The sequence below is a fragment of the Methanolacinia petrolearia DSM 11571 genome (genome assembly GCF_000147875.1).
Lineage (GTDB): Archaea > Halobacteriota > Methanomicrobia > Methanomicrobiales > Methanomicrobiaceae > Methanolacinia > Methanolacinia petrolearia.
On record NC_014507.1, the window covers coordinates 762934 to 778901 of the forward strand.

The 15968-nt window shown below is 51.9% G+C and carries 20 protein-coding genes and 2 tRNA genes; all 22 read left to right on the top strand.

Features of this window, described 5'->3' with window-relative positions:
* Positions 1–201 precede the first annotated feature (201 nt).
* The 22 genes from MPET_RS03780 (at position 202) to MPET_RS03885 (ending at position 15920) form a co-directional block, all read left to right on the top strand.
* Positions 202–801, top strand: a complete 600-nt coding sequence (locus MPET_RS03780) for a CBS domain-containing protein (protein WP_048130588.1) — start codon at positions 202–204, stop codon at positions 799–801.
* Positions 802–1018: 217 nt separating this feature from the next.
* The gene (locus MPET_RS03785) at positions 1019–1924 is read left to right on the top strand and encodes a CBS domain-containing protein (RefSeq protein WP_013328698.1); all 906 of its coding nucleotides are present in this window, start codon (positions 1019–1021) and stop codon (positions 1922–1924) included.
* 91 nt (positions 1925–2015) lie between these two features.
* On the top strand, positions 2016–2792 hold the full coding sequence (locus MPET_RS03790; RefSeq protein WP_013328699.1) for a CBS domain-containing protein: 777 nt from the start codon (positions 2016–2018) through the stop codon (positions 2790–2792).
* A 654-nt stretch (positions 2793–3446) separates the two neighbouring features.
* Positions 3447–3531: transfer RNA gene (locus MPET_RS03800), tRNA-Ser, on the top strand.
* Positions 3532–3582: 51 nt separating this feature from the next.
* A complete protein-coding gene (locus MPET_RS03805; RefSeq protein WP_013328700.1) occupies positions 3583–4029 on the top strand; it encodes a 30S ribosomal protein S13 in 447 nt (148 codons plus the stop codon).
* A gap of 14 nt (positions 4030–4043) precedes the next feature.
* Positions 4044–4592 carry a 30S ribosomal protein S4 gene (locus tag MPET_RS03810; protein WP_013328701.1) on the top strand — a complete coding sequence of 183 codons (549 nt, stop codon included), beginning with the start codon at positions 4044–4046 and terminating at the stop codon, positions 4590–4592.
* Positions 4592–4984 carry a 30S ribosomal protein S11 gene (locus MPET_RS03815; protein WP_013328702.1) on the top strand — a complete coding sequence of 131 codons (393 nt, stop codon included), beginning with the start codon at positions 4592–4594 and terminating at the stop codon, positions 4982–4984. The genes MPET_RS03810 and MPET_RS03815 overlap by 1 nt, the downstream gene beginning before the upstream one ends.
* A 3-nt stretch (positions 4985–4987) precedes the next feature.
* Positions 4988–5812 (top strand): DNA-directed RNA polymerase subunit D, encoded by an 825-nt coding sequence (locus MPET_RS03820; RefSeq protein WP_013328703.1) that lies wholly within the window; start codon positions 4988–4990, stop codon positions 5810–5812.
* A 1-nt stretch (position 5813) separates the two neighbouring features.
* Positions 5814–6176, top strand: coding sequence for a 50S ribosomal protein L18e (locus tag MPET_RS03825; RefSeq protein WP_013328704.1), 363 nt, complete (start codon positions 5814–5816; stop codon positions 6174–6176).
* A 5-nt stretch (positions 6177–6181) separates the two neighbouring features.
* Complete coding sequence (locus MPET_RS03830) at positions 6182–6604, top strand: 50S ribosomal protein L13 (RefSeq protein ID WP_013328705.1); 423 nt, start codon at positions 6182–6184, stop codon at positions 6602–6604.
* 15 nt (positions 6605–6619) lie between these two features.
* A complete protein-coding gene (locus tag MPET_RS03835; protein ID WP_013328706.1) occupies positions 6620–7021 on the top strand; it encodes a 30S ribosomal protein S9 in 402 nt (133 codons plus the stop codon).
* A gap of 33 nt (positions 7022–7054) precedes the next feature.
* Entirely contained in the window at positions 7055–7243 is a 189-nt protein-coding gene (locus MPET_RS03840) for a DNA-directed RNA polymerase subunit N (RefSeq protein ID WP_013328707.1), read from the top strand.
* An 8-nt stretch (positions 7244–7251) separates the two neighbouring features.
* A tRNA-Pro gene (locus MPET_RS03845) sits at positions 7252–7324 on the top strand.
* Between the two features lie 46 nt (positions 7325–7370).
* A complete protein-coding gene (locus MPET_RS14800; protein WP_013328708.1) occupies positions 7371–7541 on the top strand; it encodes a DNA-directed RNA polymerase subunit K in 171 nt (56 codons plus the stop codon).
* A 17-nt stretch (positions 7542–7558) separates the two neighbouring features.
* Entirely contained in the window at positions 7559–8170 is a 612-nt protein-coding gene (gene rpsB, locus MPET_RS03850) for a 30S ribosomal protein S2 (RefSeq protein WP_013328709.1), read from the top strand.
* A gap of 23 nt (positions 8171–8193) precedes the next feature.
* Positions 8194–8994 (top strand): AmmeMemoRadiSam system protein B, encoded by an 801-nt coding sequence (amrB, locus tag MPET_RS03855; protein WP_013328710.1) that lies wholly within the window; start codon positions 8194–8196, stop codon positions 8992–8994.
* An 8-nt stretch (positions 8995–9002) separates the two neighbouring features.
* The gene (gene mvk, locus MPET_RS03860; protein ID WP_013328711.1) at positions 9003–9902 is read left to right on the top strand and encodes a mevalonate kinase; all 900 of its coding nucleotides are present in this window, start codon (positions 9003–9005) and stop codon (positions 9900–9902) included.
* Entirely contained in the window at positions 9868–10626 is a 759-nt protein-coding gene (locus tag MPET_RS03865; protein WP_013328712.1) for an isopentenyl phosphate kinase, read from the top strand. Before mvk ends, MPET_RS03865 begins: the two co-directional genes overlap by 35 nt.
* Before the next feature lie 125 nt (positions 10627–10751).
* Positions 10752–11804, top strand: a complete 1053-nt coding sequence (gene fni / locus MPET_RS03870) for a type 2 isopentenyl-diphosphate Delta-isomerase (RefSeq protein ID WP_013328713.1) — start codon at positions 10752–10754, stop codon at positions 11802–11804.
* A 100-nt stretch (positions 11805–11904) separates the two neighbouring features.
* Positions 11905–13251, top strand: a complete 1347-nt coding sequence (locus tag MPET_RS03875; RefSeq protein WP_013328714.1) for an RNase J family beta-CASP ribonuclease — start codon at positions 11905–11907, stop codon at positions 13249–13251.
* A gap of 12 nt (positions 13252–13263) precedes the next feature.
* Complete coding sequence (locus tag MPET_RS03880; protein WP_013328715.1) at positions 13264–14229, top strand: polyprenyl synthetase family protein; 966 nt, start codon at positions 13264–13266, stop codon at positions 14227–14229.
* Between the two features lie 5 nt (positions 14230–14234).
* Entirely contained in the window at positions 14235–15920 is a 1686-nt protein-coding gene (locus MPET_RS03885) for a glutamate--tRNA ligase (RefSeq protein ID WP_013328716.1), read from the top strand.
* Positions 15921–15968 lie beyond the last annotated feature (48 nt).

Genomic DNA, 15968 nt, shown 5'->3' on the forward strand with positions numbered 1-15968 from the left:
ACGGTAATATTGTACATTATATACTAAATATCATGTCTCTTTTGGGAAATATATTTTCTTTGCATCGAATGAAAGGATGATTGAATAATATCCTTCAATATTTTTTCTTTTTTATGAAATGTCTTTGTCAGTATCCTTTTATAGAGACAGGGCGATAGGTTAAATTGTAGACCCTCTCTCTGCAGGAGTTTTCCTGCGGGGATGGAGGTGAGTCATGTGAGTGAAAAAAAATACGACATAATCCGATTTGAAGTCGGCGTTCCGGTAAAGGAGGCGATGAGATATAATCCCACCACAATCGGTGTCGAAGCGACTGTTGCAAAGGCCGCAGAAAAGATGTGCCGCGATGAAGTCGGAAGTTGCATAGTGCTACAGAATAACCTGCCAAAGGGTATAGTTACGGAGGAGGATATCAACTGTAAGGTTGTTGCCAAAGACAAAAAACCGAGTGAAGTACGTGTCAGTGAAATCATGAGTACCCCGTTGATCACAATTGATGTTGACAAAACCGTTGGCGATGCAACTCACATGATGGTGAAAAATAAAGTGAGAAGACTTCCTGTTGTTGAAGGGGACAAGGTCGTAGGCCTTGTAACCGTCAGGGACATTCTCTCGGTCTCAAACGCGATGAACGAGATAATGTCGGAACTGATAAAGGTCAACAACGGATATGAAAAGTCCATCACCGACGATTCTTCGACAGGGATATGTGATTCCTGCGGTATGATGAGCGACGACCTCGTCGTTGACGACGGGAGAATGCTGTGTTCGAAGTGCCGCAGGGGGGACGATGTGGATTAACTCCATGTGCCACCCCGATGACCTCAACAGTCCGAGGCATAAAACCGGAATATAATGTAATGCAGTTGCAGTTACTGCAGGTCTTGTATGGGCTTTTATTATGCCCCCGATCCGCAGTCTGTATGCAGAAAATAAATACGGGGAACTGCCGGGCAGTCTCCCCGTGAAATGTGCATGATATATCCGTTTCATGTGCGAATAAAAACAGGATGGTTTAATGCAAAAAAACGGCAAGAACAATATAAACTACAATAACAGACATGTCGGCGAAATTTCTACCGCTGATGTCATAACAGTCTCTCCGAGGATGAGCATCATAGGTGCCGTCGAGACGATGGCGGAGAAAGGTTTCAGGAGGCTTCCTGTAACCGATTCCGGAACCGGAAAGGTTCTCGGAATCGTCACCGCTGGCGACATCATAAATTTCATTGGTGGAGGGGAGAAATTCAACCTGGTGTCCAGGAAACATAAGGGGAACGTAATCTCGGCTTTGAATGACAGCGTCCGCGAGATTATGAGCCCCAAGGTTCTCTCGGTAAGGGAGAACGCCCGGATACAGGAGGTTGCATCCCTGATAGTAGAGAAGAAATGCGGCGGAATCCCGATCCTTGATTCGGACGGCGCCATAAAAGGCATCGTCACCGAGAGGGACGTCTTAAAGGTAATGAACTACCAGGACAGCCCACTCACGGTCAGGGACGTGATGACAAGATCGCCGTATATAACGTCGCCGGACAACACAGTAACAAATGTCGCAAAGGAGATGATCTCGCATAAATTCAGGAGACTTCCCGTAGTTAGCGAAGATGTCCTTTTCGGCATAATCACGGCGATGGATATTATGAAGTATGTTGGAAACGGAGGTGTGTTCAAAAATATGGTTACGGGGGATGTCTCGGACATAATCTCGGTATCTGTAAGGGACGTCATGTCGGGAAATCTCTACACGACTTCTCCGGACGTCTCTACGAGAGACGCCGCGATACAGATGATCGAGAAGAATGTCGGTGCACTCCCGGTTATCGAAGATTCCAACCTTGTAGGGGTGATAACAGAGTTCGATGTGGTAAGGCTGCTATCGCAGTCCGGAAACGGGAATTCGTCACCTGGTAAAGATTATTGAAATGAGATGAAGTGCCCCTGTCGTACGGCAGGGGAGCATGAGAACGGAAAGAGGAAAAATATAATAATATTCCCCACTGGAGGTGTTTCAGATGAATGAAGATCTGTTAATAAAAGATATAATGTCAAAGCCTGTTGCCATAGCAAAATCCGCTGCAATAACGGAAGCTCTCGATAAGATGCTTGATGAGGCCGCCGATCCCCTTATAGTAACGAACAATGGGGCGGTTGTCGGGACAATATCAAGAAAGGCGATTGCCGATACGCTTGGAAGCAAAAAAACCTCTACCGTATCTCCCACGAAGATACATGTCGCAAGCGGCATCGATGAGGCGTTTACGTCCGCTTACCCGGACGAGCCCGTAGACGTGCTGGTCCCGCTGCTGCAGGAGTTCAAGATCGTCGTCATTCTCGACAGCGACCACAAGCTGATCGGAAAAGTGGATGCGACCGACCTGTTAAAGGTTGTAAAGCCTGAAATCCCTGCGGACAAGATCATGCAGGCTCCGCACACGATTCACCCCGGCGAGAGGGTAGTCCACCTGAGGCGGCGAATGCTCGACGAAAACGTTACGAAATTCGTCGTCACCGACGAAACCGGGGTAATCGGGGTAGTGACCGAAACCGATATCGCGAAATCTCTCCGTGAGTTCCGCTCTGCAGTCGGCGACAAACACCAGGAGTATCAGGTCAGAAACCTGTTCGTCAGTGACATCATGACGTCGCCTGCGATTACCGTCGATGCCAAAACAGACATCGCCGGGATCGTCGACCTGTTGGTAAACAAGAACATCAGCTCGGTGCCTGTCGTAAACGACCAGAAACTCGTCGGCCAGATATCCAAAGAGTCGCTTATCGTGGCTCTTTAAATTTCTTTTTTTTCTTTTCGCTATTCGCTGTTTCATGTAGATATAAAAGCAATTTTCACTACTTTTGGCAACCCCTCGCCGCGAGCCGCACAGCAGGCCCGCGGATCGGCCCCGGCCTCGGGGCCTTTCTTGGTGATAGCCGCCCAGGGGATAGACAAGTATCCCCTGAGCGGAAAGAGTGGTAAATTCATGGCTTGTATAGAAAGAGTATACTCAAAAGCGTTCATGAAACAAAGGTTTCATGCACTGTTTCATGTATATCACAACATGATTTGCATGTAAAAGCAAATTCAACAGCCCGGGGGACCCTCGCCGGTCCCCTGGGCGTGCCGTGAGAAGATTATCTTCAGGCAAGGCCCCTGGGCAGGGGCCGTCCGGCGGTCTGGCCGCCGGTGCCGGGGTTGCCAGAGTAAGATGTGTAAGCAATATCTAAACGTATGTGAGGATGGGTGCTATTCCGAAATTATTTACCCACACAAGATCAGCAAAGAGCCATTTTTTTCTATTTCTCCTGCGTACAGAATACAGGGAAAAAAGTTCGGAGGAAAATCGTATCTTCCGCAATGCTTAATAACGATATTGACCCATCTTTTAAAGCATATTCATGGAGCGGAACATTTCCGCGAGTGTCGTAAGATGCGTTGTTTAAAAAAAGTTGAGGTAGCCAAGCCTGGTATGGCGCGGGGTTGCTAACCCCGTGTCCTTCTCGGACTCGGGGGTTCAAATCCCTCCCTCAACGCTCACAAACCGTAAATCTTACATGCAGTATGTTATACTGAGAGGCAAATGAATGGAAGAACAAGAGATAAAATACTTCGTCAGGGTAGAAAACACAGATCTTGACGGTACCAAATCTGTTCAGGTCGCGCTTACCGGTCTTGCAGGCATCGGTATGCACACTTCGGTCTCAATCGCACAGATGGCCGGTGTAGACCCGCGTGCAACCCTCGGTCTTTTGGAAGAGGATGTTGTGGACAGAATTCGCGAGGTAGTCTCAGGCTACACCGAGAAGGTCCCTGCATGGATGCTTAACCGTCAGAAGGATGTGTACACCGGAGAGGCAAAACAGCTCCTCGGTACAGACCTTCGTATGGCTGTCGACGACGACGTCAACAGGATGAGAAAGATTCGCTGTTACCGCGGTATCCGCCACGAAACCCACCAGAAGGTCAGGGGACAGCGTACAAAATCGACAGGCCGCCACGGCGCAACCGTCGGTGTAAGCAAGAAGAAATAATCGGGTGATTTAAAATGGGATATCCTGGAAAAAACCACAAGAAATATGAAACCCCCAAGAGGCGTTTCGAGAAGACCCGTATTGAGGATGAGAACAGACTCATGATGGAATACGGTCTTCGAAACAAGAGGGAGTTCTGGAAGGCCCAGAGTACGCTTCGTAAATACAGGCGTGCAGCCCGTGACCTTCTTGCCCTTAAATCATCCGTAACGGATGAGGCGTTTATCGCAAGAAAAGAAGACGAGCTTCTCGGTCACCTCGAGAGGTACGGTCTTCTCTCCGCCGGTGCAGGCATCGGCGACGTTCTTGCCATGAAGACCGAGAACGAACTCGAGCGCAGACTCCAGACCATCGTTTACAGAAAAGGTCTCGCACGTTCGCCCAAGCAGGCCCGCCAGTTCATTACACACGGCCACATCGCCGTGAACGGCAGGAAGCTTACAATACCCGGTTACCGCGTACGCAGGTCCGAAGAAGCAGGTGTCGCATATTACGGAACATCTCCACTTACAGACACCGTACACCCTGAGCGCGAGCGCATCGTTTCTGGAGGCAGAGCATAATGGCATCCGATGAAAAGTGGGGAATCGCCCACATCTTCGCATCATTCAACAACACGGTCATAACAATAACCGATCTCTCGGGAGCCGAGACCGTGACAAAGTCCAGCGGCGGTATGGTTGTCAAACAGGCCAGAAATGAAAGTTCACCTTATGCTGCCATGCAGATGGCAACCAATGTCGCACAGGCGGCAAAGGACAAAGGCATCGTAGGAGTTCACGTCAGGGTCCGTGCACCAGGCAGGGGCAAACAACGCAGTCCCGGTCCCGGAGCACAGGCTGCAATCCGTGCACTCGCCCGTGCGGGAATGAGAATCGGACGCATCGAAGACGTAACGCCCGTTCCACATGACAGCATCCGTGCAAAAGGTGGAAGAAGGGGCAGGAGAGTCTGATTAATGGAGATTTCATTCAGCAGGCTGGACGAAGATATTGCGCGTTTTACGCTTAAGGATGCTACTCCTGCATTTGCAAATACATTCCGCAGGACAATGATCGGAGAAGTGCCTACACTCGCAATCGAAGACGTGCTGATATATGATAATAACAGTGCACTCTTCGATGAGATGCTGGCACACAGGCTCGGCCTGATTCCGATCAAGACCGATCTGTCAGAATATGTGAAGAAGTCCGAATGTTCGTGCGGCGGCGAGGGATGTTCGTCCTGCCAGGCCATATTCACACTCAGCGTTGAAGGCCCGGGTACGGTTCATTCGAGCGATCTCATACCTGCAGACCCGAGAGCCACGCCGGTAAACATGGATATACCCGTCGTCAAGCTCGAAAAGGACCAGAAGGTCGTTCTCGAGGCCCGTGCAGAACTCAATATTGGGGATGAACATGCAAAATGGGAACCCACTCTCGCATGCGGCTACAAGGCGTATCCTGTCATCACAATCGATGACCGTTGTGACGCCTGCGGCAACTGTGTCGAAGAGTGCCCGCGCAATGTTCTCAGGGTCGGCAAAAAATCGGTCGAGATAGCCGACGGAAAACTCGAGGACTGTTCGATGTGCCGTCTCTGTGAGAAGGCATGTATGGCGAGCGGAATCGGTGACAGACCGGCAATAAGCGTTAAACCAGACAATACAAGGTTTTTATTTGTCGTCGAAAGCGACGGGTCGCTCCCCGTGAAGGAGATCATGACCTGCGCATTAGGAATAATGAAGGACAAATCCGACAGCCTGGTGGATGTATTAAACGAGATATCCGGAGCGATCTGATATGAAGAAAGATATTAAGACAAATCCGCGTTACACTGCCCTGATCTCATCATTAAAGGAAGCATCCCGTTCAGGCGATGCGAAGGTCTGGCGCGAGATCGCGAGAAGACTTGAGGCCCCGAGCCGCAACTACGCCGAGGTAAACCTCAGCAAGATCAACAGGTACGCCCGCGAAGGCGAGACCGTGATCATACCCGGCAAGGTTCTCGGAAGCGGAGCACTGACAAGGGGAGTGAAGGTTGCCGCGCTCAATTTCAGCGGGGCTGCAGCAGACAAGATCAAAGCTGCCGACGGAACCTGTATGACTATTGAGGACCTCGTGAAGACGAATCCCGAGGGAAAACTTGTAAGGATACTGAGGTGAGGAGAATGGTTACAGTAATCGATGCAACAGACCTGCGCCTTGGAAGACTCGCGAGCCTTGTAGCCAAGAGATGCCTTGAGGGAGAGGAGATCGCGATCGTCAATGCGGAAGCTGCCGTAGTTACAGGTGCAAAGGCACGTGTTCTGGCAGACTACGACGTGAAGAGAAAGCGCGGCTCACGCGAAGGCGGACCGTTCTTCCCGAGAAGACCCGACCACATCATAAAGCGCACGATCAGGGGCATGCTTCCTTACAAGAGGCAGCGTGGTGTTGAGGCTTTCAAGAGAGTAAAGGTATATGTCGGCGTCCCGAACGAGTTTGCCAACTCTGAATTCGAGGTCATCGACTCTGCCCACGTTGAGTCCCTGTCGACTCCCAAGTACGTGAAGATCGGAACGATCAGCGAAACGCTGGGAGCAAAATTCTAACCGGGGTAAAGATTTATGTCAAAGATTATCAATACAAGCGGAAAGAAGAAGACCGCCGTTGCCAGGGCGACCGTAAAGGAAGGAAAAGGAAGGATCCGCATCAACTCGGTTCCCCTTGAAATCTACGGGACAGAACTTTCAAGGCTGAAGATTTCAGAACCCCTTCTCCTTCTCCCCGGCATAACCGACGAGATCGACATCAGTGTCGAGGTTCAGGGCGGCGGCTACATGGGACAGGCAGACGCTATCAGAACTGCAATAGGCCGCGGTATCCTTAACTGGTATAACGACCCCAAGATTAAGGACGCATATCTTGCATATGACAGGACTCTTCTTGTCAATGACTCCCGCCAGAAAGAGGCGAAAAAGCCTCACGGACGCGGTGCAAGAAAGAAATTCCAAAAGTCTTATCGTTAGGATGGCTAAAATATAAGGGAGAGATCAGGCTCAATGATACCAGTCAGATGTTTTACCTGTGGAAAAGTGATTTCCACCGAGTATGAAGAGTATAAGAAGAGATTGGAAGCTGGTGAGGATATCAGGGAGATTCTGGATGATCTCGGCCTTGAGCGTTACTGCTGCAGGAGAATGCTGCTTTCGCACAAGGAGATCATTGACGATCTCAACCCTTATCAATAAATTTAGGAGGGGTCGTGGGGTAGCCTGGAATCCTATGGCGTTCGGGATGCTGTGACCTGAGTTCGAATCTCAGCGACCCCATTTTCCAAAAATTTAAATGTTCTTAAGAAGTTCTGTGGAATTAAAGATGACAACATCATACACCCGCTATGAAAGAGCCCGCATCGTCGGGGCACGCTCGTTGCAAATCTCGATGGGCGCACCGTTATTAGTGAAAACAGACAAGATTGATCCTCTTGAAATCGCATTAGAGGAGTACCAAAAGGGCGTAATTCCCATTACAGTGAAAAGAAGATAAAAAGGAGAGCTGATTAATTGAATGCAAATAGTGATATTGAGATAGAGCTGAAAGAGTCCTTAGTCCCGGTTGAAGACTACCTCGCTGCCGGTGTACACATCGGAACGCAGCAGAAGAGCCAGGACATGATGAAGTTTATCTACCGCGTCCGCGGTGACGGACTTTACATCCTTGACATTCAGCAGACAGACGACAGGATAAAGACCGCTGCAGAGTTCATTGCAAAGTTCGACCCTGCAAAGGTATTCGTTGTGACCTCGCGCCAGTATGGACAGTACCCCGCGAAGAAGTTCGCCGATGCAGTCGGCGGAAGGTCGAAGGTCGGCCGCTTCATTCCCGGAATGCTGACCAATCAGAGGATCCCCAACTACGTCGAACCCGAAGTGGTTATCGTAACCGACCCGATCGGCGATTCGCAGGCGATCAACGAGGCAGTCCAGTGCGGCGTCCCGGTAGTTGCTCTCTGCGACACCAACAACATTACTAAATATATTGATCTCGTAATCCCTACAAACAATAAAGGGCGCAAAGCTCTGAGCCTGATATACTATCTGCTTGCAAGAGAGGTTCTTAAGATACGTGGTGTCCCGACCTCCATTACAGTAGAAGACTTCGAGATCGAGCTTTAAGCGAGCCCGGAGTTTATGGTTACATGGATGTGCGCAGGGTCACTCTGGCCGGGAGATTCTATCCCGGGGAGCCCGCTTCTTTAAAGGAGCAGCTGGCGTATTTTTTTAGTCATGTTGCTTTGCCGCATCCTGTAGATGCCTGCGGAATAGTATCCCCTCATGCGGGGACAATATATTCCGGTCAGGCTGCCGCATATTCCTTTTCTGCAATTCCAAGTGATTTCAACGGGACTTTTATCGTTGTCGCACCGAGCCATGCGGGCTATCCCGACTGTACGTCGGGCCTTTCATGGGAGACGCCTCTCGGGATTATCGAATGTGACGAGGCCCTCGTCTCCGCACTCGATATAAACAGGGACGATTTTGCAATGGCCCAGCCGGAAAACTCACTCGAAGTGCAGATGCCCTTCATAAAGTTCAGGTTCCCGGATGCGAAGGTCGTGCCGGTACTTATGGGAAGGCAGACTCTCCAGGGAGCAGAAGCGATGGCGGAGGCGATCGTCCGTACGGTCAGGGAGACGTCGTCGGATGTCAGGATTGTCGCATCATCGGACTTTTCGCATTATATCCCCGATGAAGAGGCGAGAAGGCTCGACGGTTATGCCATCGAAGCTCTCTTCGATCTTGATTCCGAAGAATTTTTCAGGAGGATCAGGGAGGAGGGCGTCAGTGCCTGTGGCTACGGGCCGATTGCCGTGATGGTTGAGGCATGCAGGGAATTATTCGGTGCAAAAAAGAGTGAACTGCTGAAATACATGACCAGCGGCGATGTCTCGGGTGACTTCAGCCAGGTTGTCGGGTACGCGGCGGTTGCAGTTTTTTAAGTGATATTATGGCGACATGGAGTGCACCGGGCAAGGTATTTTTATTTGGCGAGCATGCGGTGGTCTACGGGAAACCGGGAATAGCAATGGCCATCAAACCGAGGGTCTCGGTCACGGTCAGAAAGGTGCGGAACCCCTCGAAGATAAATTCCCCGTATATAGAGAACTGTTTCGAGCTGACCGGGGTTACGGGAAGTGTCTATATCCATTCCCAGCTCCCGAGCTCTTCGGGACTCGGGTCGTCAGCAGCGGTCACAGTCGCAACACTCTCGGCGATAAACGATGAGTTCAACCTCTCCTTGGAGAAGAAGGATATCGCGGATATCGCGTACCAGGTGGAGAAGAAGGTCCAGAGAGGAAGGGCGAGTCCGACAGATACATTCGTCTCCACCTACGGCGGACTGATCCTGATCAAGGACAATAAAAGAAGAATCCTCCCGCCGGAGAATTTCAACATCGTTATCGGCAATACCCTCGTCTCGCACAAGACTTCCGAACTCGTGGAGATGGTGGGCGAATTCAGGAGGACTAACCCGCTCGTGGTCGACCCGATCCTCAATGCGATAGAGGCGGTTACGATAAGATCCATGCACAACTTCAACAACTTAAAAGTCCTTGGGCGGTATATGGACGTCAACCATTCACTCCTCGAGGCTCTCGGGGTAGGCCATCCGGCATTGACAAGGCTTGTCAATGCGGCAAGGAGCGGCGGTGCATACGGCGCCAAGATGACAGGGGCCGGAGGAGGAGGGTGCATGATCGCACTCTGCCCGAAGAGATCCAAGAGCAGGGTCGCCGCTGCAATAGAGGCTGCCGACGGAAAGGCGATTATAACTACAATAGATACGGAAGGGGCACGCAGGGAAGACGACGATGAAAGAGAAGATTATATTAAAGCTGGGCGGTAGCGTAATCACCGACAAATCTTCGGGCGAATGCAAAGTAAACAAATCCGTTCTTGAAAAGATAGCTGTCGAACTCGCATCGAGAGAGAACGTCGTGCCGGTCATCGTTCACGGCGCCGGTTCGTGCGGCCATCCCGAAGCGAAAGAGCATCATCTTGATAAGGGGTTAGATCATACTAATAAAGCAGGCATATTTATCACCCACAGAGCTGTGTGCAGCCTGAACGATGAGGTGGTAAACGCGCTGCGTGCCAGTGGTGTGGAGGCCGTAGGCATTCACCCGCTTGATGCATGTACTGCGAAAAACGGACGTCTAATATCATTTGACAGCAGTCCTGTCGAACTGCTAATCCAAAACGGTGTAATTCCTGTTCTTCACGGGGACGTAGTGATGGATATCGGGCAGGGGGCCTGTATCGTCTCGGGCGATCAGCTTATCAGCTGCCTTGCAGGGAAAATGGCAGTCGACAGAATAGGGCTTGCGACAGATGTCGCCGGTGTATTCGATCGGGACGGGAATGTAATCCGTCATATAACCAGGAATAACGCCGGCGGTCTTGAGATCCGCGGATCGGGCAGCACCGACGTTACCGGAGGCATGAGGGGCAAGATCGACGAACTCCTTCTCCTTGCCGAAGAGGGTGTCGAATCGGAGCTCTTCCATATATCCCGTGTCAGTGATTTCCTTGACGGGCGCGACAACGGCGGCACAAGGGTGTCGCCTTAACCGGGAACAGAATATAGATTTGCCGCAATGACGGCGCCCCGCGATCGGGCGCATATGCGGTCCGGCTGATCGGCCAGATGTCGCACTATAGCCGCAGGGAAGGCCGGAACAACCAGGAATTAAAGATGGATAAGAAAAAGGACAAATCGGAATATACCTCCTCAAGAAAACTCGAGCACCTGAAGATCTGCTGCGGCGGCGATATCGAAGCCGGCAGAAGCGGTTTTGAAGATATCAGGCTTGTGCATAATTCTCTGCCCGAGTGCAGCATGGACGGGATCGATCCGGGTGTCCGTTTTCTCGGCCATAAACTGGCGTCCCCTTTGTTTATATCGGCCATGACCGGGGGCCATCCCGATACGACTGAAGTCAACCGGCGGCTCGGAGAGGCCGCAGAACGATTCAATATCGGTATGGGCGTGGGCTCACAGAGGGCCGCACTCGAAAACCCCGAACTTGAAGGAAGTTTTACAGCCGTTCGCGAGGCTGCACCCATGGCATTCCTCTGCGGTAACCTTGGTGCGGTGCAGCTCAGGGAGAAGGGTTCCGAATGGGCGGATCGTGCAGTGGAGATGATAGACGCACAGGCGCTCTGCATCCACCTGAATCCTCTTCAGGAGGCTGTTCAGCCCGAGGGTGATCACGATTCGTCCGGGTGTCTCGATGCTATAGCAGAACTCTGCGCATCTTCGAAATATCCCGTAATCGTCAAGGAGACGGGTGCGGGCATATCGGCGGAGGCCGCGGAGAAGCTGTGGTCCGTAGGGGCCGCTGCGATCGATACCGGCGGACTTGGCGGAACATCATGGGCGGCCGTGGAGGCCCTTCGGGGCGAGGACGAGTCGCTGAGACAGCTCGGCAGGGATTTTTCAGACTGGGGAATTCCGACTGTCGTTTCCCTTATCGAGGTATGCGGTAAGGGAAAGCCCGTGATCGCTTCAGGAGGCCTGAGGTCGGGGATAGATATTGCAAAGGCTGTGACACTTGGCGCATCCCTGGGAGGAATGGCGCTTCCGCTGCTTAAGCCGGCGATGGAGAGTTCCGAGGCGCTTTTCGAGAAGATCAGGCAGATCCACGAAGAGATTAGGATCGCGATGTACCTGACGGGCTCTGAGAGCTGCGGAGCACTGGCCGGAAAAAGAGTCTATATTACCGGAAGAACTGGTGAAATGATATAAAATGGGGCATGAAACCTCCGTTTCATGCACTGTTTCATGTAAATCACAACGTGATTTTCATGCAAAAGATCTAAAAATCTGATATTTCAGGAGATTTAAAATGGATATTGAAATAATAGCCGTCGGCGGTTATAACGAAGTAGGTCGGAATATGACCGCCGTCAGGGTTGGAAAGGAGATTGTAATCTTCGATATGGGGCTCCGCCTCGACCAGATTATGATCCACGAGGACGCGGAAGTGGAGAATATGCACTCCCTCGACCTCATTGAGATGAAGGCCATACCCGACGATACGATAATGAATACTGTCGAAGGGAGTGTCAAGGCGATTGTCTGCACCCACGGCCACCTGGACCATATCGGTGCGATCCCCAAGCTTGCTCACAGGTACAATGCACCGATTATCGGGACTCCCTATACCGCCAAGCTCATCGAACAGCAGATCGAGGGCGAGAAAAAATTCGGAGTCAACAACAAGGTCTTCGCTCTCCGTGCAGGCAAGAAATACAGGTACGAGATATCGAAGGACTTGAATATCGAATTCGTAAACATACAGCACAGTATAATCGATACTGCGATGGCTGTCCTTCATACTCCCCAGGGTGCGATCGTTTACGCCCTCGATTTCAAACTGGACCGGACCCCCGTTCTCGGCAACCCGCCGGATATCGCGAGGATGCAGGAGCTCGGCCGCGAGGGTGTTATCGCTCTTATTGTAGAGAGTACGAACGTCCGTCTCCCCGGCCGCTGTCCGAGCGAGCGTGTCGCACAGAAGCTTGTCCGCGATGTGATGACGAGCTACGAGGACGACAAGAACGCGATCATCGTCAGTACGTTCTCCTCCCATATCGCAAGGGTCAAGACCATAGCGGAATGCGCCCACGAGATCGGAAGGAAACCCGTCCTGCTCGGCCGTTCGATGGAGAGATACTCTTCTACGGCCGAACAGCTCAAACAGGTCGGTTTCCCCGAGACCCTCTCGATGTTCGGCAACCGGAAGACGGTCGACCGTGTCATCCGCAGGATGATTAAGGAAGGCAAGGACAAATATGTACCAATAGTCACCGGTCACCAGGGCGAGCCGGGCGCGACTTTAACAAGGATCGCACAGGGCAACAGTCCGTACAGGATCGACAAGGGCGACAAGGTTCTTTACAGCGCCAATGTCATCCCGAACCCGATGAACTACGGTCAGCGCTACCATCAGGAGGTATTGCTGAAGATGAGGGGTGCGAGGATCTTCGAAGGCCTTCATGTGAGCGGTCACGGGCAGAGAGAGGACCATTACGAGGTTATCCACCTGCTGAACCCCCAGCACGTGATTCCCGCCCACGGTGACGTCGACATGACCGGCGATTACATAAAACTGCTTGAGGAATGCGGTTATACGCTCGGCAACGATGCCCACCTGCTCAGGAACGGGATGAAGATTAATGTCACGAAATAGGATGATGGTAATATGAAACTGGAAGAATATCTTGAGAAAAATGCAGAATTGATCGATACGAGGCTTGAGAGTATGTACGGCAGTCTCCCCGGCGAACTTGACAAGGCGAGCGCTCACCTGCTCTGCGCCGGCGGAAAGAGACTCCGTCCGTCCGTTACGATGCTTGCGGCGAATATCGTTGAGAAGGGGAGCTCCGATTCGGTTATTCCCGCTGCACTTGCACTTGAAGTGACGCACACTTTTACTCTTGTTCACGACGATATCATGGACGGGGACGTCGCACGCAGGGGTGTTCCGACAGTTCATACGAAGTGGGACGAGCCTACGGCTATTCTTGCAGGGGATGTTCTCTACGCCGAGGCGTTCGAGCTGATAACGATGGCGGATGCGGACCCGGTTGCAAAGGTTGAGGCTGTCGCGATTCTTGCGAGGACATGCCTCGAGATATGCAGGGGTCAGCACGAGGATATGTCTTTTGAGAAACGCGATGATGTTGATCCGTACGAGTATCTCGAGATGGTCGGGCAGAAGACAGGAAAACTCTATGCGGCTGCTGCTGCGATCGGCGGTATTCTTGCAGGTGGAGATGCACGGCAGGTCGGGGCACTTCACGACTGGGGATACCTGAGCGGTGTCGCGTTCCAGATCCAGGACGATGTAATCGATCTTATGGCGGATTCGGAGAAGTCCGGGAAGGACCGTGCATCGGATCTTCGTGAAGGCAAACAGACGCTTGTCGCGATCTTTGCAAAGGACAAGGGTCTCGACCTGTCGAAGTACAGGAAGGAGAACCTGAGCGACGAGGAGATCGACCAGGCGATAACCGAGCTTAAAGAGGCCGGGATTATCGATGCAGTGAGGGAGACGGCCATGGATCATGTTAAGAGGGCGAAGGAAACGCTCGTCGTATTCCCTGACTGCGAGGAAAAAAGGCTTCTTGGAGAAATTACGGATTATTTCATCAACCGGAGCTTCTGAACGGCATGTCAGTGGACCCAAAACAGTTTTTTTACATTCACGCGCTGGAAAACGCAGTAGAGCACGAAAACGTCCCTAAGGCAGGCGCTGTTTTAGGACTTTTGATGGGCAAACACCCCGAGTTCCGCTCCCGTGCAAAGGAGATGTCCGCGATCCTGAACGAGGTTCTTCAGGAGATCGACGGTATGACTCCGGCGGAGAGAAGGGAGAAGCTTGCAGAGATGGCTCCCGAACTCCTCGACCAGAAGAAGGAGAAGAAGACGAAGGAGAGGGGTCTTCGCGACCTGAAGAACGTGGGCAAGGACGGGGTCGTCATGCGTTTCGCTCCTAATCCCAGCGGTCCGCTTCATATAGGTCATGCCCGTGCGGCATACCTGAACGACTATTATGTGCGGAAGTACGGCGGACGATATGTTCTGAGGATCGAGGATACGGACGCAAGGCGTGTGCAGCCCGAGAACTATGGGATGATCCTTGAGGATATCGAATGGCTCGGCCTGAAGATCTCGGAGATCGTCTACCAGAGCGACAGGCTGGATATCTATTACACATACTGCCGGAAACTCCTTGAGTCCGGAAATGCGTATGTCTGCACCTGTGACTCTGCGGCTTTCAAGCTCCTTAAGGACAGCAAGAAAGAGTGCCCGTGCAGGAACCAGACGGTCGAGGAGAATATCTCCCTGTGGGAGAAGATGCTCGATGGGACCTTCCCCGAGGGTGCGGCGACGGTGCGTGTCAAGACCGGAGTGGATCTTCCCGATCCCGCGATGAGGGATTTCTCTCTCTTCAGGATCGTAGAGACTCCGCATCTCAGGACGGATGCACGTGTCTTTCCGATGATGAACTTCTCGGTGGTGATCGACGATCACCTTCTCGGTATAACGCACGTGATAAGGGGGAAGGATCATATCGCGAATACGAAGCGCCAGGGATTCATCTACGATTATCTCGGGTGGAGCCAGCCGGAGTTCTATCACTACGGAAGAATGTCGGTAGGCGGCCTCGTCCTCTCGACGACGGCGATGAAGGAGGGTATTCGTGCCGGAAAATATACGGGCTGGGATGATATCCATCTCGGCACCCTCAGGGCGATTGCAAGGAGAGGTATCCAGGCGGATGCGGTGAGGAACTCGATGATCGATATCGGTGTCGGCCAGACGGATATCGCTTTTTCGTGGGAGAATCTCTTTGCCGAGAATAAGCAGGTAATCGATCCGGTTGCGAACAGGTACTTCTTCGTCCCGAATCCGGTGAAGTGCGAGATAAAAAAGGCCCCTGCTGTTACGGCAAAGGCGTTTCTCCACCCGAACGACGAGGCGAGGGGATACAGGATGCTTGATTTCAAAGGGACTCTCTATGCCCCGGAGGAAGAGCTCGCGGATGTCCCGATGGTCCGGTTCAAGGATCTCTTCAACGTGAGGATCGGAGATACGAACGGAGAGCGTGTATTCGAATACGCAGGAACGTCGCTTGAAGAGGCACGTAAGGAGAAGTCCCCGATCATCCAGTGGCTTCCGGAATCGGAGAAGGTGAAATGCATCCTCCTCACCCCGGAGGGAAAGCAGGAAGGGCTCTGTGAAATTCTGGTCAGGGACGAGTTAGACAAGGTGGTCCAGTTCGAAAGGGTTGGCTTTGCAAGGATCGATTCTGTTTCTGATTCCGGGATCGTTGCGTATTTTGCGCACCGGTAATCTCCTGAAATATTTTTTTTGTTCCTTTCTTCTTTCTCATCTTGGGTT